This window comes from Thermogemmatispora onikobensis (assembly GCF_001748285.1).
Taxonomy (GTDB): Bacteria; Chloroflexota; Ktedonobacteria; order Ktedonobacterales; family Ktedonobacteraceae; genus Thermogemmatispora; species Thermogemmatispora onikobensis.
This window is the reverse complement of the sequence record NZ_BDGT01000002.1, coordinates 199309-218385: the sequence shown is the minus strand read 5'-3', so window position 1 is coordinate 218385 and position 19077 is coordinate 199309. Positions and strand designations below refer to the sequence as shown.

17 protein-coding genes and 1 tRNA gene are annotated in these 19077 nt (G+C 60.8%); 13 read left to right on the top strand and 5 right to left on the bottom strand.

The window, feature by feature from the left end; all coding sequences use genetic code 11:
• Positions 1–30 precede the first annotated feature (30 nt).
• Positions 31–708, bottom strand: coding sequence for a 7-cyano-7-deazaguanine synthase QueC (gene queC, locus BGC09_RS02010; protein ID WP_069801576.1), 678 nt, complete (start codon positions 706–708; stop codon positions 31–33).
• Positions 709–976: 268 nt separating this feature from the next.
• On the opposite strand from queC, the gene BGC09_RS02005 reads away from it, so the two are divergent.
• Complete coding sequence (locus tag BGC09_RS02005) at positions 977–1648, top strand: queuosine precursor transporter (protein ID WP_069801574.1); 672 nt, start codon at positions 977–979, stop codon at positions 1646–1648.
• A 134-nt stretch (positions 1649–1782) separates the two neighbouring features.
• On the opposite strand, the gene queF is transcribed toward BGC09_RS02005, so the two are convergent.
• The gene (queF, locus tag BGC09_RS02000; protein ID WP_084657841.1) at positions 1783–2238 is read right to left on the bottom strand and encodes a preQ(1) synthase; all 456 of its coding nucleotides are present in this window, start codon (positions 2236–2238) and stop codon (positions 1783–1785) included.
• 535 nt (positions 2239–2773) lie between these two features.
• Between queF and BGC09_RS01995 the strand changes: the two genes are divergently transcribed.
• From BGC09_RS01995 to BGC09_RS01960, 8 genes are all read left to right on the top strand, one after another.
• The gene (locus BGC09_RS01995; protein WP_176728820.1) at positions 2774–5461 is read left to right on the top strand and encodes an ATP-dependent Clp protease ATP-binding subunit; all 2688 of its coding nucleotides are present in this window, start codon (positions 2774–2776) and stop codon (positions 5459–5461) included.
• Positions 5462–5921: 460 nt separating this feature from the next.
• The gene (gene pstS / locus BGC09_RS01990) at positions 5922–7064 is read left to right on the top strand and encodes a phosphate ABC transporter substrate-binding protein PstS (protein ID WP_069801572.1); all 1143 of its coding nucleotides are present in this window, start codon (positions 5922–5924) and stop codon (positions 7062–7064) included.
• Positions 7065–7193: 129 nt separating this feature from the next.
• Complete coding sequence (gene pstC, locus BGC09_RS01985; RefSeq protein WP_084657839.1) at positions 7194–8198, top strand: phosphate ABC transporter permease subunit PstC; 1005 nt, start codon at positions 7194–7196, stop codon at positions 8196–8198.
• Entirely contained in the window at positions 8195–9118 is a 924-nt protein-coding gene (gene pstA / locus BGC09_RS01980; protein WP_218103928.1) for a phosphate ABC transporter permease PstA, read from the top strand. The genes pstC and pstA overlap by 4 nt, the downstream gene beginning before the upstream one ends.
• 49 nt (positions 9119–9167) lie before the next feature.
• On the top strand, positions 9168–9974 hold the full coding sequence (pstB, locus tag BGC09_RS01975; protein WP_439959661.1) for a phosphate ABC transporter ATP-binding protein PstB: 807 nt from the start codon (positions 9168–9170) through the stop codon (positions 9972–9974).
• Between the two features lie 76 nt (positions 9975–10050).
• On the top strand, positions 10051–10254 hold the full coding sequence (locus tag BGC09_RS01970; RefSeq protein WP_141727589.1) for a hypothetical protein: 204 nt from the start codon (positions 10051–10053) through the stop codon (positions 10252–10254).
• Between the two features lie 24 nt (positions 10255–10278).
• Complete coding sequence (gene pstB, locus BGC09_RS01965) at positions 10279–11178, top strand: phosphate ABC transporter ATP-binding protein PstB (RefSeq protein WP_084657838.1); 900 nt, start codon at positions 10279–10281, stop codon at positions 11176–11178.
• 16 nt (positions 11179–11194) lie between these two features.
• A complete protein-coding gene (locus BGC09_RS01960; RefSeq protein WP_069801566.1) occupies positions 11195–11950 on the top strand; it encodes a response regulator transcription factor in 756 nt (251 codons plus the stop codon).
• A gap of 92 nt (positions 11951–12042) precedes the next feature.
• Here the strand turns inward: BGC09_RS01960 and BGC09_RS01955 are convergent, their stop codons facing one another.
• Positions 12043–12834, bottom strand: coding sequence for a PhzF family phenazine biosynthesis protein (locus tag BGC09_RS01955; protein ID WP_069801564.1), 792 nt, complete (start codon positions 12832–12834; stop codon positions 12043–12045).
• 179 nt (positions 12835–13013) lie between these two features.
• On the opposite strand from BGC09_RS01955, the gene BGC09_RS01950 reads away from it, so the two are divergent.
• From BGC09_RS01950 to BGC09_RS01935, 4 genes are all read left to right on the top strand, one after another.
• Positions 13014–13559, top strand: coding sequence for a vitamin K epoxide reductase family protein (locus BGC09_RS01950; RefSeq protein ID WP_069801562.1), 546 nt, complete (start codon positions 13014–13016; stop codon positions 13557–13559).
• A 173-nt stretch (positions 13560–13732) separates the two neighbouring features.
• Positions 13733–14284 (top strand): hypothetical protein, encoded by a 552-nt coding sequence (locus BGC09_RS01945; RefSeq protein WP_069801560.1) that lies wholly within the window; start codon positions 13733–13735, stop codon positions 14282–14284.
• A 126-nt stretch (positions 14285–14410) separates the two neighbouring features.
• A tRNA-Glu gene (locus BGC09_RS01940) sits at positions 14411–14487 on the top strand.
• 181 nt (positions 14488–14668) lie between these two features.
• The gene (locus BGC09_RS01935) at positions 14669–15889 is read left to right on the top strand and encodes a molybdopterin molybdotransferase MoeA (protein WP_069801558.1); all 1221 of its coding nucleotides are present in this window, start codon (positions 14669–14671) and stop codon (positions 15887–15889) included.
• A 34-nt stretch (positions 15890–15923) separates the two neighbouring features.
• Here BGC09_RS01935 and BGC09_RS01930 read toward each other — a convergent pair whose 3' ends face one another.
• Both BGC09_RS01930 and BGC09_RS01925 read right to left on the bottom strand, forming a co-directional pair.
• Positions 15924–17048 carry a sigma-54 interaction domain-containing protein gene (locus BGC09_RS01930; RefSeq protein ID WP_069801556.1) on the bottom strand — a complete coding sequence of 375 codons (1125 nt, stop codon included), beginning with the start codon at positions 17046–17048 and terminating at the stop codon, positions 15924–15926.
• Between the two features lie 197 nt (positions 17049–17245).
• On the bottom strand, positions 17246–18877 hold the full coding sequence (locus BGC09_RS01925) for a DUF4388 domain-containing protein (protein WP_069801554.1): 1632 nt from the start codon (positions 18875–18877) through the stop codon (positions 17246–17248).
• Positions 18878–19077: the final 200 nt, after the last annotated feature.

Sequence of the window (19077 nt, the reverse complement as noted above, 5' to 3'; positions counted from 1 at the left end):
AAGTCTCCTCCTTCCTCACCCGGGGCTGGATTACTGGAGATAGTCGGTAGGATCAGGGATGCCTGCCAGCTGGAAGGCTTCTTTGCGCTCATTGCAGGTACCACAGGTACCGCAGTGTTTCTCTCCCCCCTTGTAGCAGCTCCAGGTCTCAGCAAAGGGGACGCCGAGCGCCGCGCCAAGGCTGACAATCTGCTCTTTTTTGAGGTGAGCAAAGGGCGCTTCCAGATGCAGACGTGGGTGGCCATGCCCCTCGACAGCCAGACGTTCCATCGTTCCAAAGGCCTCGATAAAGGCTGGACGGCAGTCAGGATAGATAAAGTGATCGCCGGCATGGGCGGCAAAGGCTACCACTTCCGCCTCTTCGGCCACGGCAATTCCGTAGGCGATGGCGAGCATGATGGCATTCCGATTGGGCACTACGGTGAGGGCCATGTTGGCAGCTGCATAGTGCCCGTCAGGCACGGCCACGCTTTCGTCGGTCAAGGCCGAGCCTTTCAAATGCTGGCCTAGCTGCCGCAGATCGAGAAGGGAAAAGACTGCCTCCAGCCGCTGGGCGCAGCGCTCGGCAAAGTGCAGCTCTTTGCGATGACGCTGGCCATAGTCAAACGAAAGCAAATGGAGCTGATAGCCCTGGGCCTGGAGCAAATGGGCCAGAGTAACGCTGTCAAGCCCCCCGCTGACAACGGCAATCGCTTTAGGACGGGACATGCTTGCTTCTCCTTCCAGTTGTTGACTCTCACGCTGCTCCGGTCAGGCCAGCCGGATGTGCTTGCTACTGACGCTTCCGGCCCTGGTTGACTGGGCGCTCAATGGCGCCAGGCAAGGCCGGCTGCTACTTACCTGAGAGCCGCAGTCGCCGGGATAGCGTGATGATGATGGCGCTTGCTCTTGATATTGTACGCAGGCACACATGGCCTGTGAAGATCGGAAGGCAGGTAGATGTTTGTAGCCTGAGCGACAAGAAAGGATGAGTCCATTGCGAGTATCGTTCTGGTTCGTGACAATCGCGGCTTTATTTGTTACCTGTTTGATTACCGCTAATATTATCGCCGTCAAGCTCATCGCCCTGGCGGGCTTGCTCGTGCCCGCCGGTATCATCGTTTTTCCGTTGAGTTATCTGTTCGGCGATGTCCTGACGGAGGTCTACGGTTATGCAGCTGCGCGGCGCGTCATCTGGCTTGGCTTCGCTTGCAACCTGCTGGCGGTGATCGCGATTTTCGTGGGAGGGCTGGCACCCGCTGCCCCTTTCTGGAAGCTGCAGGTCGCCTACAATGCCATTCTCGGTTTCACGCCGCGTCTGCTGCTCGGCTCTTTCGTGGCCTACCTCTGCGGCGAGTTCGCCAATTCGTTCGTCCTGGCGAAGCTCAAGATTCTGACGAAAGGGCGCTGGCTCTGGACGCGGACCATCGGCTCGACATTTGTGGGCGAGGGACTGGATACGCTGATCTTTATCAGTATCGCTTTCTGGGGTGTGATTCCACCTGCCGAGATGCTGACGGCGATGCTCACGCAGTGGCTTTTTAAGGTGGGCTACGAGGTGGTGGCAACCCCACTGACCTACGTGGTCGTCAATTTCCTCAAGAAACATGAGCAGCTCGACACATTCGATTACAATACGAATTTCAGCCCGATTCTGCTCTCGCGCTAACCTGTGCAACAGTCGTCCGGGTCGAAGCAGATGATAGCCAGCGAGAGAGGCCTTTTCACCGAGCGATCTCACCGGTCAACCGGGAGGGCGAGCGGCGGGCCGGGCCTCTCTCGCACTGTCGCTGAAGAAGCCGATTAGAGGCTACTTCCTGTCATATGACGCCGATAGTCAGGACGTGGGCCGCTATAGTTGGGAGCGGCATATTCGGCGAAGATAATCGTTTTGATATTGCCTCGTACATTGAAGTCCCCGGCCACACGCATCCAGCGTGGCCCCAGCAACGTCACCAGGTCGTTCAAAATGGTATTGGTGGCGGCCTCATGGCTGATCTGTCGATCGCGATAGCCATTGATATAGAGTTTGAGGCTTTTCAGCTCAACCACCAAGCGGTCGGGAACATAATCGATGACAATGGTGGCAAAGTCAGGAAAGCCCGAGCGCGGGCAGAGACAGGTGAACTCGGGAATCTCCAGATGAATGACGTAGTCGCGCTCCGGGTTCGGATTGGGCCAGCCTTCCAGGCGGTTGGCAGCAATCTCATCCAGACCGTAGCGGCCCGGCACGCGCGCTTGTTGCTGCTCTTCACTCATATGAGTATGACCTCCGATTCTTCAGCCAGAACAAGGAACATCAGCAAAGCGGAGCGAGCTGCCCTGAGACACAGCCCGCAAGCAAGAAGAGAGCAGAGACAGTCGCAGCTGCCCCTGCTCTGCTTTTTATGTTGATCAGTGCGCTACTTGAACGACAACTGTCGATGAAGCTCGCAAGAGAATCGTAGCATATCCACGCTGAGGAGTCCAGGACTGCCGGGCTGTCAACGGCTATGAGCAGACAACCTTTCTTCTCTCTCGACAGAGCAGCCTGGCTCGTGACCCCTCCCCCTCCTGTCCAGCATTCCGGTACCTGGGGATGTATCTGCTTTCCCCCTTATGGCTGAGGCTTCTCCTGCCGACAAGAGATATTGTAGAGATATTTATCCCTATCGATTATTGTTGAGCTATACACAGAGGCTCCTGCTTTCCTCTCGCGCCTCAGCAACCTGCAGGAGATAAGGGAGAGAAAGCGGCGGGTCTCTGCTACCTGATGAGTCTATTTTTGTAGAACATGGTTAACAAGGCCAGATCAATGCAACCTGTGTATGAAGCATATACACCTGCGGCTCGCCTGGCCCTGCACTATGCACGAGAAGAGGCCAGCAAACGGCACCGCAGGCTAATTGGCAATGAGCAGCTCCTGCTGGGCATCTTGCGTCTCAACGATCCTCTCATCGGGCAGCTGCTGGCCTCCTTCATGCTGCGGCCTGCCCTGCTTCGACACATGATCGAGGCCCTGGACAGGCCCCGTAAGCGCCCCCTTGCACGCCGTCAGGCGCTGTCGCCAGCAGCGCGGGCAGCTTTACACGCCGCCGCGCTCCATGCCAGGAAACTAGGAGCAACCTCTATTGCGCCAGAGCACCTGCTTCTGGGCCTGCTCAGCGTCCAGGATCGTCAGGCTGCTCTGCTGCTGGGTCTGCTAGAGGGCTTTGGCGTCACCTGTGCCAGCGTACGTGCCCGCTTGCAGGCCCTGGCCAGGCCCGCCTCAGCGCCTCCCGAACAAGCCGCTGTTGTCTCTGGGCAGGCCAGCGAGACAGGCGCGCAAGAGAGTTCCACCTTGGCCAGCCCAGCCAGCGGCCTTCAGGCGAGTTACCGTGAGCGCTACGAGCGCACCCCGGAGCTGAACAGCGTTAGCCACGATCTGACACTGGCAGCCCTAGAAGGGCGTCTGGACCCCCTGATTGGGCGCGAGGCCGAATTGACGCGCACGATCCAGATCCTGCTGCGCTATACTAAGAATAATCCCTTGCTTCTGGGGCCGGCAGGTAGCGGCAAGACCGCCATTGTCGAGGGCTTAGCCGCCCGCATTGCCGCCGGCGCTGTGCCAGAATGTCTGCAAGGCAAACGAGTCGTGGCCCTCGACATCGGCCTGCTCGTAGCCGGAACGCGCTACCGCGGCGATCTGGAAGAGCGCGTACAAGGTGTCATGGCAGAAATCAAGGAGGCCAGCGACATTCTCCTCTTTATCGATGAGATTCATATGCTCATCGGCGCGGGAGGACCAGCCAGCTCCCCGAACGTGGCCAATCTGCTCAAGCCCCTGCTGGCGCGCGGACACCTGCAATGTATTGGAGCCACTACCTTTGAAGAGTACGCTCGCTATTTCGAGCAGGACGCCGCTTTAGCCAGGCGCTTCCAGCCTGTGGTCATTGCTGAGCCGGACGCCACCGAGACGCTGGCAATCCTGGAGGCGCTGCGCCCCCACTACGAAGCCTTCCACCAGGTGATCATCAGCGACGAGGCATTGAAGGCCGCAGTGCGCCTCTCAGGGCGCTACCTTGCCGGACGTGCCCAGCCGGACAAAGCTATTGACCTGATCGACGAAGCTGCCGCCGCACTGCGGCTGCGCCAGATCCTGCCGCCGCCGGATCTACGCCAACTCCACGAGGAGCTAGCTCGCCTGCGAGCGCAGCGAGAGGCCGCCATCTGGCAGCAGCGTTTCCCCACTGCTCTCGAACTACGTCGGCAAGAGCAACAACTCCTGCGCCATGCTCTGGGCATAGAGAGCGAGTGGTTGAGGCAGAAAGTGATAGGTGCTACAAATACGGACACAGCGACCACAGACGCGCAGCCGCGTGTTGACGAGGAGGCCATTGCCGCAGTGGTGGCTCAGTGGACAGGGCTGCGGGTGACCTTCCCAGGCGGCGCAGAGGCCCAGTATCTGCTCTCTCTGGAGCGCCTCCTCCAGCAACGAGTCGCCGGTCAGGAAGAAGCCATCAGCGCCGTGGCGCGAGCGGTGCGCCGCGCACACAGCAACCTGCGTGATCCACGGCGTCCGGCAGCCTCTTTCCTCTTCATTGGTCCCAGCGGTGTCGGCAAGAGCCATCTGGCAACAGCCCTGGCTGAGGTACTGACAGGAGACGAGCGCTCATTGATCGCACTGGATATGGCCGCCTTCACGGAACGCCAACAGGTACAGCGCCTGCTGGGCAGTCCACCGGGTTACCAGGGTCACGGAGAGCCCGGCCTGCTGAGCGAGGCCATTCGTCAGCGGCCAGCCAGCATCGTGCTCTTCGAGGGCATTGAAAAAGCCCATCCAGCCTTGCTCGATCTGCTCTTGCAGGTCCTGGAAGACGGGCATCTGAGCGACGGACAAGGGCGCCTGGTGGACTTTCGTGAAGCCATCATCATCCTCACCAGTGGCCTGCCCCACTTCTCAGCGCCAGCGACGCCCTCTGGCTTTGGAAGCGGCTTCCCTCAGAGCGGGCCACCGCGGGGACGCCAATGGCAACAGCTCCTCACTCAGCTCCAGCGGAGCTTTCGGCCCGAGCTGCTCAACCGACTCGACGCCATTCTCCCCTTCCACCCGCTCAAGCAAGAGCATCTAGGCCAGATTATCGATCAATTGCTGAGCGCTACCTGCCAGCGCCTGGCCGGGCTCGGCATCAGCCTGGAAACCAGCGTGGCAGCCCGCAACTCTCTCCTCAAGCGAGGCCAGCGACAGCTACTCACTGAAGGGGCCCGCCCTCTGAGGCGGCTTGTGCGCCACGAAGTGGAAGACCGCCTCAGCGAGGCCCTGCTGCGGGGCGAGATCGGAAGGGGCGACCACCTTCTCCTGGTCGCCGACCAGGGAAATGGCCACTTGCGCCTGGAACGGCAGCACTCATCTCAACCCCAACCTCAATCAACAGCGTCGTCTCCTTCCTCTCCAGAGACAGGGAGCCCTGGAGACACAGCCGTGCACTCCTGGCTAGAGATCTCCGATCACAGCGCAGCCTGACCTCCAAGAGAAGCAGCCCAGCCCACTCCATGGAAGGCCCGCCGAGGAAGGAAGAGAGCGTTCGCCTTAGCATTCAGCATCATCCTGCTCAACGCCACAGCTCCCACGCCACGGCGGGCACCCTCTTGCGCACCTCCCTTGCATTGCTCGTGGCAAGAGCCATCTTTTAGAGCCGTACCAGTCGTTCCCGGCAGGCTGGTACCCTCCCCCTCTTAACAGAGTCTTCCTATCCCTTCGGCAAACTTTAACCCGCCCTTAAAGGGGCTTAACCGAGCTTTAAAGGACCATTAAAGCGACAACTGTACAATTCGGGTGGTGCGGAAAAGAGCCAGGTCTCGCCCGAATGGAAGAGCAGCCCGGCTGAGGTCGGCGGTCCTCCGGCCTGTCCGCCCACCAGCTCATCTATTTTTCCGCTGTCGTCGCGCCACGGCAGCGTTAGTGAGGAGGGGAAACCAGCGCTATGACACAGTTCACACCTTCACCCAGCTATCGAGGGCGCCCGCAACTGAGATATCTCACTGCCCTCCTGCTGCTGGGCTTGCTGGCCCTACTGGCAGCCTGCGGCAACAGCAGCAGCTCCAGCGGAGGCACCACCACAGGCAGCAATAGCAGCACCTGCCCTTCGACCAAGCAGCTTACGGGCGCTGGATCGACGTTTGACAATCCTTTATTCTCAAAAATGTTTCAGGAATATCCGAAAGTCAAGTGTGGTATTAACGTCAATTATCAGGCGGTAGGAAGTGGAGCTGGTATCAATAACCTGCTGCAACACATCGTCGATTTTGGCGCCACTGATGCGCCGATGACCACCGATCAGCTCAACAAGAGCACCAGCGGTCCAATTCTGCACATCCCGATTACGATTGGAGCAGTGGCCATCTCCTACAACCTGAGCGGAGTCAGCCAGCTCAAGCTCACGGGGCCGATACTGGCGGCCATCTACGAAGGCAAGATTACCAGCTGGGACGACCCACAGATCAAGGCTATCAACAGCGGCGTCAACCTGCCCCACAAGAACATCACCGTTGTCCACCGTTCTGACGGCAGTGGCACCACCAGCATCTTCACGCACTATCTCTCGGCAATCAGCCCGGACTGGCAGAGCAAGGTTGGGGCAGGAACCACAGTGAACTGGCCCACGGGCGTTGGGGCCAAGGGCAGCTCGGGCGTCGCCGGGCAGGTCAAGAACACAGACGGAGCCATTGGCTACGTTGAGCTGACCTACGTCCTCGCCAACAACATTCCCTACGCGCTGCTCCAGAACGCCGCCGGCAAGTTCGTAGCCCCCTCGCTCGACAGCGCCAAGGCTGACGCGGAGAGCTTCACCTCTATCCCGGCGGACCTGCGCTTCTACATCGTCAACGGCAACGGCGACAACGCCTATCCGATCACGGGCTTCTCATGGGTCGTGGTCTACCAGAATCAGAGCAACAGCGACAAGGGGCAAGCTCTGGCGCGCCTGCTCTGGTGGATGGTACACGACGGGCAGCAGTATGCGCAACCGCTCAACTACGTGCCCTTGCCAGACACGATCGTCAGCAAAGACGAGGCTCAGATCAAGGCCCTGCGGTGCGGCAGCAGCGCCTGCTACAGCGGTTCCTGACGGACGAGCGTCCTGGCGAGTTGAGTCGCCGCGCCGGTCGCAAGAAAGACAAGTTCAGGCAGGGGACTGTATTCCACAAAGATCAGCCCCTGCCTCATCACCAAGGGAGAGAGAGCCAGGGGAGGGTGCATGATTCAAGAGAGAGTCAGTCTTAGTAAAGCACGACAGCAGTGGGTACGCTGGCAACGGCTGCTGCGAGTGCAGCGACCCGGCGACCTGTTCTTTCGCGGTATCACCCTGCTGTTCGTTCTGATCGTCCTCGGGCTGGTCGCGGGCACAGCCTGGATTCTTATCAGCAACTCGCTGCCCACCATCAGACGCTTCGGCTTCAGCTTCCTGACCAACAAAGCTTTCGACCCAGTCCATGACGTCTATGGGGTCCTGCCGGCCATTTTTGGCACCCTGATCACCTCGACCTTTGCCCTCATCTTCGCCGTACCGCTGGGCGTGGGGGCAGCCATCTTCTTAGTCGACTTCTGCCCGCGTCCATTCCGGCTGGTCCTGGCCTTTCTGATTGACCTGTTGGCTGCCATTCCGAGTGTCATCTACGGCCTCTGGGGCTTTCTCGTGCTTGCCCCCTGGCTACACAACTACGGCGAACCCTGGCTACAACAGCGTCTGGGCTTCCTTCCGCTCTTTCAAGGGCAACCAGAGGGCGTCGGCTACCTTGGGGCTGGCATCGTCTTGACGATGATGGTCTTGCCCCTCATCATCTCGGTCTCACGCGAAGTTATGCTGGTGACCCCTGTTGCTCAACGTGAGGCCCTGCTCGCGCTGGGGGCGACGCGCTGGGAGGTCATTCGCCACGCTGTGCTCCCCTTCGCGCGCATAGGCATCCTGGGCGGTGTCATTCTGGCCCTTGGGCGGGCCCTTGGTGAGACGATGGCCGTCACCATGATCGTCGGCAATCAGGCCAACGAGCCAAGCCTCAGCCTCTTTACCCCTGGCTATACGCTGGCCAGCGTCATCGCCAACCAGTTCGGCGAAGCGACGCCCGGCCTCTTCCTCTCAGCCATCATCGAAGCGGGCCTCATCCTTTTCGCCATCACCTTGATCACCAATATCCTGGCACGCTGGTTGATCGCCAGCCTCCAGCGCCAGGCCCAAGGAAGAAGCAGAGGAGGGCGCCTATGAGCGTGCCTATGCCAACATCTCCTTCATCGCCAGCCCTGCAGTCAGGAGAGAGCGGCCTTCACCCGCTCCAGACCGCACGCTCCTCCCTGACCCTACGACGGCGCCTGGTGAACGCCCTGATCGTTCTTCTCACCACCCTGGCGGCCCTTTTCGCTGCCGGGCTGTTGGTCTACCTGCTCTGCTACGTACTGAGCCAGGGTCTGCGCTACATCAACCTCGACTTCTTTACGCAGCTGCCAACCCCGAACGGTGAGCCAGGCGGTGGCATGGGCGAGGCCTTCCAGGGGAGCCTGATTCTCATCGCGCTGGCCTCGCTGATGGGCGTCCCGCTGGGGCTGTTCACCGGCATCTACCTGGCCGAATTCGGACGCGGGCCTTTTGCCCAGGGAGTGCGCTTTCTGGTTGACGTCCTCAACGGCATCCCTACCATCATCTTTGGTTTGCTGGCCTGGGTCCTGATTGTCATCCCCATGCAAACCTTCTCGGGTCTGGCCGGCGGCTTCGCCCTTGGCATGATCATGATTCCCATCGTGACGCGCACATCGGAGGACGTGCTGCGCCTGGTGCCGCGCGAGCTACGCGAGGCCTCGCTGGCGCTGGGGGCTACGGAGGCGCGCACCATCCTCCAGGTAGTGCTCCCCGCGGCACGCAGCGGGATCATCACAGGCGTGGTGCTGGCCATGGCGCGTGTGGCCGGGGAGACAGCCCCTCTGCTGATGACCGCCTTTGGAACAACTTTCTGGAACACCGACATCACTCAGCCAATGGATGCTCTGCCACTGCGCATCTTCCAGTTCACGCTCAGCCCTTATCAACAACAGGTCAATCAGGCCTACGCCGGCGCTTTCGTGCTCATCGTCCTGATCCTCCTCGCCTCCCTGGCCGTACGGCTGGCCACAGGCGGCTTCAAGCAACGATGAGCAGCGAGGTTCCAACAGGCAGGCAGGAAGATAAGAAGGGAGTTCGTCAATGGATCAGGCAATGGTGGAGCAATCAAGGAGCAGCGCGTCGAGTCCGGCGGGAATGTCGCTCAGCATTGAACAGCTCAATGCCTGGTACGGACGCAAACAGGCATTGTTTGATATCAACCTGATGGTGCCACCCCTGAGCGTCACCGCCTTGATCGGACCTTCTGGCTGCGGCAAATCGACGCTCGTGCGCTGTCTCAACCGTCTCCATGAGACCATCCCTGGCGCCCGCGTTGAGGGGAAAGTGCTCGCCAACGGCCTCGATATCTATGGACGCGGCATCCGCCCCATGAATGTCAGGCGCCACATTGGCATGGTCTTTCAGCAGCCTAATCCGCTGCCAACACGCAGCATTTTTGAGAACGTAGCTATCGGGCCACGACTCAACCTGGGGCTGCACGGTTCGCGGCTCCAGGAGCTGGTCGAGCGCAGCCTCCAGCAGGCCGCACTGTGGGAAGAGGTCAAAGACCGCCTGCACAGCCCAGCTACCAGTCTTTCGGGCGGGCAGCAACAACGTCTGTGCATCGCCCGCGCCCTGGCACTGGAGCCAGAGATTCTGCTCATGGACGAGCCGTGCTCAGCTCTTGATCCTATCTCCACCCTCCAGGTGGAGGAGCTGATCACCTATCTCAAGCGCCAGTACACCATCGTGGTTGTCACCCATAACATGCAGCAGGCCGCCCGTATCGCGGACCGCACGGCCTTCTTCTTGCACGGCCACCTGATCGAAGAGGGAGAGACCCAACAGCTCTTCACTCACCCGCGCAAGAAGGAGACCGAAGACTACATCAGTGGACGTTTCGGCTAGTCGAGTTGCTGAAGACAACTCAGCTACAAGAGAGGGGATTACCGTGAAGGATACCGCAGCAGAGAGCACCAATAAAGTGAGCACTACAGGTAGCACCTTCCCGGAGGGCGTCAGCATCTTCTCACGGAAAGTGGCTCGCAGCGGGCACATTTCCTACGAAGGGCGCCCGTACTTTATCAGCAAAGCCCTCGCCGGGCGCTACATTCGTCTCATTGTGACGAACAATCGCCTGATCGTAGATACTGCGATTCCACTTCACAAGGAGTATCAGCTTCTCTAGCTGATGCGGTGGCGAGGAAAGGCAATGGAGAGCAATATGAGTGGGCCATACTCGCGACTGCCAGCGACAGAGGGGCGTCTCGCCAGCCAGCCATCCGAGACGCCCCCTGTCGATTTCAGGCAGAGTCACGCCCTGGGAGCTGTTGAGCCGGGTCAGCCACTGGACCAAAACGCCGGCCTTGCAATAGACGTCAGACACCTGAATTTCTACTACGGGACACGCCAGGTGCTTTTCGATGTCTCGCTCCCGCTTCGCCAGCGGCAGATTACCGCCCTGATCGGGCCATCGGGCTGTGGGAAATCCACCTTTCTGCGCACGCTCAATCGCATGAGCGATCTCATTCCCGAGACCCGCATCGAGGGCGAAGCGATCTTCGATGGCGAAAACATCTATGATCCGGCCACGGATGTCATTCGCTTGCGGCAGCGCGTCGGCATGGTGTTCCAGCGTCCCAATCCTTTCCCAAAGTCGATCTTTGAGAACGTTGCCTACGGCCTGCGCATTCAGAGAAAGTCGCGTCGGCAGATCCACGAGGAAGTTGAGCGTAGTCTACGAGCCGCAGCGCTCTGGGACGAAGTCAAGGACCGCTTGAAGGCCTCCGCGCTGGGCCTCTCAGGCGGCCAGCAACAGCGGCTCTGCATCGCCCGGGCCCTGGCTCTGCACCCCGAGGTGCTCTTGCTTGATGAACCATGCTCAGCCCTCGATCCCATCGCCACGCTCAAGATCGAGGAGCTGCTGCTCTCGATCAGCAAGGAATATACCATCGTCATCGTCACGCATAATATGTCGCAAGCTGCACGCATCTCCCAATACACCGGCTTCTTCCTCAATGGCAGCTTGATCGAATATGGACCGACTAGCGAGCTATTCAAGCGACCGCGGCGGCGAGAGACAGAGGACTACATTAGCGGGCGCTTCAGTTAAGGGTGAGAGCGTCACTATGATCAGAGGTCAACGTGAGAAGATCCTGGTGGTCGATGACGAAGAAGTGCTTGTTGAGGCCATCGCCTACAGTCTGGAGCAGGAAGGCTATCAGGTGTTCACAGCCCTCGATGGCAGAGCTGCACTGGAGCTAGCACGCCGCGAGCGACCGCAGCTGATCATCCTGGACATCATGCTGCCAGAGATCGACGGACTGGAGGTCTGCCGGCAGCTCCGACGGGAGCCGGCCACAGCCACCACAGCGATTATGCTTCTGACGGCGCGTGGGGAGGAGATCGACAGGGTGGTAGGGCTTGAGGTGGGGGCCGACGACTATGTGACCAAACCCTTCGGGCGTCGTGAACTGCTTGCACGAGTGCGTGCTTTATTGCGTCGGGCCGCCTATCCCGTGACGCAGGTGCCGCCTGAAGGGGGCAGCTCGCCCCAAGAGGCTACAGCTCAGCCACGGCGCAGTACACGGGAGCTGGTCGCTGGCCCTGTGCGCATCGACTTGCCCGGGCGACGGGTCTGGTGCCGTGATCAGGAGATCGAAATGCAGCCAAAGCAATTCGATCTCCTGGTCTATCTCGTGCGCAATCGTGGAACGGTGCTGACCCGTGATCAACTCTTGCACCATGTCTGGGGCTACGACTACGCTGGCGACACCCGCACCGTCGACGTTCACATCCGCTGGTTGCGCGAGAAATTAGAAGAGGACCCGGCTTCTCCTAAGCTGATTCAGACTGTGCGCGGCGTGGGCTATGTCTTTCGCTAGGCCAGCTGAACCGGTGGAGCGCTCAGCATTCTTCCCTTCCTTCAGTCAGAGCAGCGAGGGTGCCAGCGGCTCCTCTGGCGGCCTCCCTTCCATTAGAAAGAGCACTCGGCGCGCAGCACTGTGACCGCCTGGCCGCTGAGAAAGACGCGCTCTCCCGCCAGACGGACACGCACCAGGCCGCCGCGAGCAGACGCCTGGTAGCCCGTCAGCGCCGGACTCCCGAGGCGGCTAGACCAGAAAGGCGCCAGCGTACAGTGAGCAGAACCGGTGACCGGGTCCTCATTCACCCCGACAGCGGGCGCAAAGACGCGTGAGACAAAATCATACTCCTGGCCGCTGGCCCGGCTGGTCACGATGAACCCTCGAGCAGGAATGGTCAGCAGACGAGTCAGGTCCGGTTGGAGAGCGCGCACCTCCTCCTCGCTCTCTAGCTCAACCAGATAGTCGAATTGATTCTTGGCGACCAGACGCGGCGTCACCCCCAAGGCTTCGTTCAGGCCCGGCGGTGGGGGAACGGCTGTGGCCGGCGTAGCTGGGAAATTCATCTCGATCCAGCCGTCCAGACGGCGAGCGCTTAAGAGGCCGCTGCGCGTATAAAAACGGGCTGTCTCATCTGGTCGCAATAGCTCCTCTTCCCAGAGAACATGAGCGCTGGCCAGTGTGGCGTGGCCACAGAGATCAACCTCGACTGTCGGCGTAAACCAGCGCAGGCGATAACCGTCTCCTTCTGGGAACAGAAAAGCCGTTTCTGAGAGATTCATCTCGCGTGCGACGAGCTGCATCCAGCGTTCATCACGCGGCTCCGCTAAGACGCAGACTGCTGCTGGATTGCCGGCGAAAGGACGATCAGTAAAAGCGTCGACCTGAACGATGCGCTGCCCCATCTCGGTATCCTCTAATTCAGTAAGTAGCACAGACACAGAACAGCACCCTCGCAGCCAGAGCTGTGAGAGGCCACCTCTATTGTAGCACAGGGTTAGCCCTTGACAGAGGGGAAGCCGCGCAGTATCCTCTCTACAGAGAGTGCTGTTGTCACCGATTTTGTATCGAAGAGTCTGACTTGATGGAACTGTTACTACGACGTGCAGGCTTGCAGCTCCTGGTGCTTTTGCTCGCATTGGTGGGCATGGGAGACGCCATTTACCTGACCATCGTGCATTATCAAGATGCGCCGCTGGTCTGCCCGGCCTCGGGCGCTATTGATTGCGCACATGTGCTCAGCAGCAGCTACGCGGTGGTGCCCGGGACAACGCTCCCTATCTCGCTCCCTGGCCTTGGCTGGTGCCTGATCCTGGCCGGGCTGGCGCTGGTGAGCCTGCTACGCTCCACAGAGCCTGGCTGGCTTCGTCCCGCTCAGTTCCTCTGGTCGCTGGCCGGAATGGTCACTGTGCTCTACCTGATCTATGTCGAGCTGGTCCGCCTGCATGCCATTTGTCTCTGGTGTACCGTTCTCCATGTCTTGATCCTGGTCGCCTTCCTGATTAGCCTGGCCAGGCTGCTGGAACCGGAGCCTGAATTGGAGGCCGGGACCTCCCAGGCCCCTGCTCCCGCTCCATCATCAAAAACGCTTGCTCGCTCACGCCCGCGCTCTTCCCAGTCTGGTCGATAGATAGATATCAATCTCCCTATGGAATCTGACGGGAGAAGCGAGAGGCCGAGCAGGGCAAGCTGGTGGCAAGCCTCGGGCCTCGGACAGGGCCACATTGACCCTCTTCCTTGCCAGGAAGGGAGGCGCCGGACCAGGTCAGTTTTGCCTTCCGGCCCCGGGAAGGGAGAGAGGCCATGACGCAGCGTTGGCAATTAGGGCTTCTACTTCTGCCGCTGGCAGCGGCGGTCTTGCTGATAGGTGTGCTGGTCCTGATCCACCAGCTCGGCCCCAGTCTGGCGCCCAGGCGTCTTCCTGCCCCGCGTGTTCAGCTCGTACGCAGTCCCAACAGTGCCTACAAGTATCACCTTTGCGCCGAGGCCTATGCCTACCTGCGCGCCACTCCTGACAATCCCTACAAGACCGACTTTACCTTTCAAGATCCTTTTCGCAACGCCCAGGATACCATTATTCCGCGCTTTGTGGCCATCGACGCCCATGACCACAGTCTCAGCTTCAGTGTTACTGTTATTCTGCGTCAGCTGGCCACCGTTGAGGCAACCATCGCTCACATTCACGAGCTGGATGGCATCGGTCTCCAGCTCCCTGATCGGGCGAACCAGCTGCAGGGATCGAGCGTTCCCCAGTTCGTCGTGGTGGCCATCGCCGGGCCTGGCACTGTCGCTGTCCTCGACTACACCTGTCCTCAGCAATGGCACTGGTCGGCGGTCAGCGCTCGCCAGTCCTGAGCAGCTTGGCGGAGACAGCTGTCAAAAGCCGCTTGACAAAATGAGCCAGATACAGTACAATCCAGATGACGCTTGTGCGAGAGCATCTCAGCGCCTTCTCAGACGCTGTCGCGCAGCGGTCGTCGGGCCTCGTTCGTCTAGCGGACTAGGACGCCGCTCTTTCAAGGCGGAGATCACGGGTTCGAATCCCGTACGAGGTACCAAGGGCAATCGTTGGGAGAGCCTGGCAGACCTTCCTCTCATGCTGGTTTGCCAGGCTCTCTGCTTTTGGGCAGGCTTGTTTGTCAGCCAGCCTGCTGGCCGTCTTGTTCCCCCCGCTCGCCCTGTCGCATCCATCCGCTCCGGCAGGAGCGAGCCAGGACAGAGCAAAGGAAGAGAGAGCCTATGATCAGTGTAGAGGAAGCGCAAGAGCGCATGCTGGCCGCGATTCAGCCGCTACCAGTGATCACCGTCGCGCTGGCGGAAGCCACAGGGCTGGTGCTTGCCGAGGACGTTGTAGCCCAGGAAGATCTTCCGCCCTTCGCTAACTCGGCAATGGATGGCTATGCTCTGCGCAGCGTGGATACGCGCATGGAGAACGGTCGCCCGGCCCGTCTGCACGTCATTGGGACGATCGCCGCGGGCTATGTAGCTGAGCACGGCATCGAGCCGGGCACAGCCATGCGCATCATGACGGGCGCACCGCTCCCGCGTGGGGCCGATGCAGTGATTCAGATCGAGCTGACGCGCAGTGATCCTGCCGATCGCAGTTGGGTCGAGATCCTCCAGGAGGTAGCGCCGGGAAACAATATTCGCGCCGCGGGCGAGGATATCCGCCGCGGGCAGCGTGTGCTGAGCCAGGGAAGCGAGATCGGTCCGTGGGAGATCGGTGTTCTGGCAACGGTGGGGCAGGCCCGTGTGCAGGTCATTCGCCGCCCCCGTGTCGCGATTGTCAGCACCGGAGACGAGCTTATCGATGTGGACGAGCCACTGCAGCCGGGCAAGATTCGCAACAGTAACGGGTATTTGCTGGAGGCGGCTGTGCGCCGGGCCGGAGCTGAAGCCCTGCGCCTGGGTGTGGCGCGCGATACCGAGGAGAGCCTGCGCCAAATCTTTAGTCAGGCTATGCAACATGACCTCATCATTACCTCGGGAGGCGTCTCTGTTGGCGAGTTCGACCTGGTCAAGCGCATCATGAATGAGCAGGGAGCCATCGACTTCTGGCAAATTAACATGCGCCCTGGCAAGCCGCTGGCTTTCGGGCGTATTGGGCAGGTCCCCCTGCTCGGGCTGCCCGGCAACCCGGTCTCAGCCGCAGTGACCTTCGAGCTTTTTGGGCGGCCACTGATCCGTAAGCTGCTAGGGCACCACCGCCTGCATCGTCCGCTGGTAGAGGTCACAGTCGAGGATGGCGTCAGCGAGCGCACGCCGCGCCGTCATTATGTACGGGCGCATGTACGCTGGGAAGGGGGCCACTTCGTGGCACGAACTACCGGCCCCCAGGGGTCACACATTACTACCTCGCTGCTCAACGCCAATGCCCTGGTGATAGTACCGGAAGGGGGTAAGACCCTCAAGCCCGGGGAGAGAGCCCAGGCTCTCATGCTCGATTGGCCAGAGGAGTAACCAAACGAGCAGCTTCCGAGTGCAGAGCCTCAACTCAGTCGGAGCGCGGGCCTGGCCACCTGGCCCCCGTGCTCTGACGACGCTGTTGCCCCCTCCGCGGGCCAATCCGTGCCAGGCGGTAGCGCAGCTGATCTCGCGAGAGGCCCAGCAGGGCAGCTGCCCGCACCTGGTTATAGTTGCAGCGCTCCAGGGCCTCACAGATGAAACGCTGCTCGATCTCAGCCAGGAACTCCTCCAGGGGCAGCCCTTCCGGGGGCAAATGGAGCTGCTCTTTGAGTTCCAGCAGGCGCTGCAGAGCACTGCTGCAGGCAGACTGCAAATAGGCTGGGAGATGTTCCACCCGAATCTCATCGCCCTCACACATAATCTGGCCATATTGGACGACACTGCGCAGCTCGCGCACATTGCCAGGCCAGCTGTAGCGTTCCAAGAGGGCCAGGGCCTCGGGACTGAGACGCAGGGGCCGGTCTTCTCTTCCCGGCTGCTGACGTAAAAAGTACTCGACCAGCGGGACAATGTCTTCAGGATGCTCACGCAGGGGGGGAATATGAATGGTGAAGACCTTCAGGCGATAGAAGAGATCTTCACGGAACTCCTTACGGGTCACAGCCGTCGCTAGATCGATGTTAGAGGCCGAAATCACGCGCAGACGGACCTGAACCTCGGTGGTGCCCCCAACACGGCGGAAAGAGCGCGTTTCCAAGAAGCGTAAGAGCTTGGATTGGAGGACGAGGGGCATCGAAGCGATCTCGTCGAGAAAGAGCGTGCCCCCATCGGCCCGCGCGAGATAGCCGTCGCGTGTGACCCGGGCGTCGGTGTAGGCGCCGGCCTCCACGCCGAACAGTTCCGTCTCTAACAAGGTTTCGGGAATGGCAGCGCAATTAATGGCAACAAACTGGCGCGCGGAACCGCCGCTGAGGGCATGGATCGCGTAGGCAACGACCTCTTTACCAGTACCGCTCTCTCCCTGCAGCAAGACTGTCGTGGTTGGGAAAGCTGCCACCTGACGGATGAGCGTGGCGATCTGGCGCATTGGCTGGCTACGCCCAATGACCAGGCCGAAGCGCTCTAACTCGGTCAGCAGCGCCTCATCCTCCTGCACCGCAGGTGAGCCTGCTAGCGGCTGAGAGCCATCATGAGGATCTGAACCCTGCGACATCGTCCCCACCCTTCCATTCCAGTTCAGTCCACTAGGAGGCCACAACTGGGGCCTGTCCTGGAGCCAGGCCCGGTGGCCAGGGGAACTGCCATTGTCCGGAGTGAGAGCAGCCACGGCCACGCGGCCAGGCGGCCTCATTGCTGATGAGGACCCTTTTCCCGACGGCGGCCCCTCCCACGCTGCTCACCTGCTCTCGGCTACCTGCCGGGCTGGGAGCCCCCAACGGGCACTGAGGCGGGATACGGGGACTGGGCGGAACCGCCGGGCGAGAGCGGTCGTGTTGGCTGGACACCCCAGCCACGCCCCACGATGAAGCGGGCCCCATTGCCCCCATTCCCCCATTGCGATTCGGTCTCCACATAGATCGGAGACTGCGGGACCGAAGCAGAAGCGGGCGCGGGCGCGAAGGCACCCGTGACCTGGGGAGTCTGAGGCGGAGCTGGCCACGCTTGGGCCTGGGCAGGCATCCAGGCTGGCGAGCTGGACATCTGCGAAAGCGGGGCAGAGGGGTCGGCCATTGGAGGCAGAGCGGCAGGCGAAAACTCCTGAACAGGGGAATGCAACTGCGACTGCATGTGGTAAGGATGCTGGATCAGACCCAGGGCCATCAACTCCCCAATCACCACGTAGACCTGCTCCAGCGGCATTCCCAGATGCTGAGCAATCTGCAGCGGTGTTGCCTCTCCAGTAATACAGCCAAAGACGCGCCACTCATCAGGCGTGAGAGGAATCTCGACGTTGCCAGAACGCAGGGCCTGCAGATCAGGCGGCGTCAGCCTGGCCTCGGGATGGATAAAAGAGGCATCGAGGCGCCGCGGCGTGTAAGAGGTCGTAATCGGGCGAGGAGCCGGCAGGTTAGCCAGCGCACCAGTGGTTGAGGTGGCCGGCTGAGCAGCAGAAGGCTGCCATTGAGCAGCTGCCGCTTCCGGCGCAGTGAGCGAGGAGCCGGAGGAAGAGGGAGCAGCAGCAGCCACCGCCGAGAGGCGGGCCAGAGCATCTGGATCAAAGAGCGAGCTCAGATCAAGGCGCCCACGCTCCTGGCGCTGAGGAGCAGCCCCTGTCTCCGGCAACGCCTGCGTCACGCGCGGCTGGGAAGTCGGGGGAAGCTGCTGGGAGAGCTGCCCCTGTGCCTGGAGTACCTGCTCGTGAGCCACTGATTGCAGCGGCTGAGGCTGAGGCTGGGCTTGCTGTGACAGAGGAGGCAGGGGTTGTGACAACAACGGCTGCTCATAGGATACCTGAGAAGAAGGCAGAGAGCCAGGATGAGCAGGGGCCGGTGCGGGGGCGGGACTGGCCAGAGAAGACGGCGCCTGGCTCTGGGCAAGCTGCGACGTCGATGCTGGGGCAGGCTGATGAGCGGGCAAGAGAGCAGAAGGGGAGAGAGAGACCAGTAAGCGCGAGGGAGGAGGCGTGCGCCCCTCTTCGAAATACACCTCACCAGAGCGCCACGAGAGGAGGACCTCCAGCACGCGCGAGGCCTCTCGCGCGGCCCAGGCCCGCAATTGCTCGCGTGTAGCATAGCCCAGTTCCATCAGGATGAGAGCAACGCGAGTCTCGCCAGGCTCCTCACCGCGTTCCCGCAGGACCGCCATCGCCTTGGATAGAGCAGCCTGGGAGATCACTCCCGCCTGCAGCAGGCGGTCGCCCAGTGTCAGCTGAGCACGCACTGGGCCGATACAGAGCAAGCGCCCCTGACTGAAGTACAGCTCCACCCAGAGAGCACCCTGCTTCACCACCAGCATGCCGCTCTTCTCATGGGCCTCCAGGCGCCGCAAGAGATCAGCCAGATTGACCCGATCTAACGTCGTCGCAAAACTCACCGTAGACACAGTAATTCACCGCCTGTCACAATGCCCCTGCTGCGCGTATGCGTGCGTGCGCGTGTGTATATGCGCTTCTCGTCTCCAGCAAGCACGGCATGCGTGAGAGACATCAGCAATATCTACAAACAGAATACGACCCGAGTCAAATTCAACAACGTTGAGCAGCGTTGGCGTCAAACGACCTTGTTCGACAGCGTGAGTATGAT

Excerpts from the sequence above, each read along its gene's own strand:
- queC (WP_069801576.1), bottom strand. The coding sequence starts at position 708 with ATGTCCCGTCCTAAAGCGATTGCCGTTGTCAGCGGGGGGCTTGACAGC.
- queF (WP_084657841.1), bottom strand. The coding sequence starts at position 2,238 with ATGAGTGAAGAGCAGCAACAAGCGCGCGTGCCGGGCCGCTACGGTCTG.
- BGC09_RS01995 (WP_176728820.1), top strand. The coding sequence starts at position 2,774 with ATGCAACCTGTGTATGAAGCATATACACCTGCGGCTCGCCTGGCCCTG.
- pstS (WP_069801572.1), top strand. The coding sequence starts at position 5,922 with ATGACACAGTTCACACCTTCACCCAGCTATCGAGGGCGCCCGCAACTG.
- pstC (WP_084657839.1), top strand. The coding sequence starts at position 7,194 with ATGATTCAAGAGAGAGTCAGTCTTAGTAAAGCACGACAGCAGTGGGTA.
- pstA (WP_218103928.1), top strand. The coding sequence starts at position 8,195 with ATGAGCGTGCCTATGCCAACATCTCCTTCATCGCCAGCCCTGCAGTCA.
- pstB (WP_439959661.1), top strand. The coding sequence starts at position 9,168 with ATGGATCAGGCAATGGTGGAGCAATCAAGGAGCAGCGCGTCGAGTCCG.
- pstB (WP_084657838.1), top strand. The coding sequence starts at position 10,279 with ATGGAGAGCAATATGAGTGGGCCATACTCGCGACTGCCAGCGACAGAG.
- BGC09_RS01960 (WP_069801566.1), top strand. The coding sequence starts at position 11,195 with ATGATCAGAGGTCAACGTGAGAAGATCCTGGTGGTCGATGACGAAGAA.
- BGC09_RS01955 (WP_069801564.1), bottom strand. The coding sequence starts at position 12,834 with ATGGGGCAGCGCATCGTTCAGGTCGACGCTTTTACTGATCGTCCTTTC.
- BGC09_RS01950 (WP_069801562.1), top strand. The coding sequence starts at position 13,014 with ATGGAACTGTTACTACGACGTGCAGGCTTGCAGCTCCTGGTGCTTTTG.
- BGC09_RS01945 (WP_069801560.1), top strand. The coding sequence starts at position 13,733 with ATGACGCAGCGTTGGCAATTAGGGCTTCTACTTCTGCCGCTGGCAGCG.
- BGC09_RS01935 (WP_069801558.1), top strand. The coding sequence starts at position 14,669 with ATGATCAGTGTAGAGGAAGCGCAAGAGCGCATGCTGGCCGCGATTCAG.
- BGC09_RS01930 (WP_069801556.1), bottom strand. The coding sequence starts at position 17,048 with ATGTCGCAGGGTTCAGATCCTCATGATGGCTCTCAGCCGCTAGCAGGC.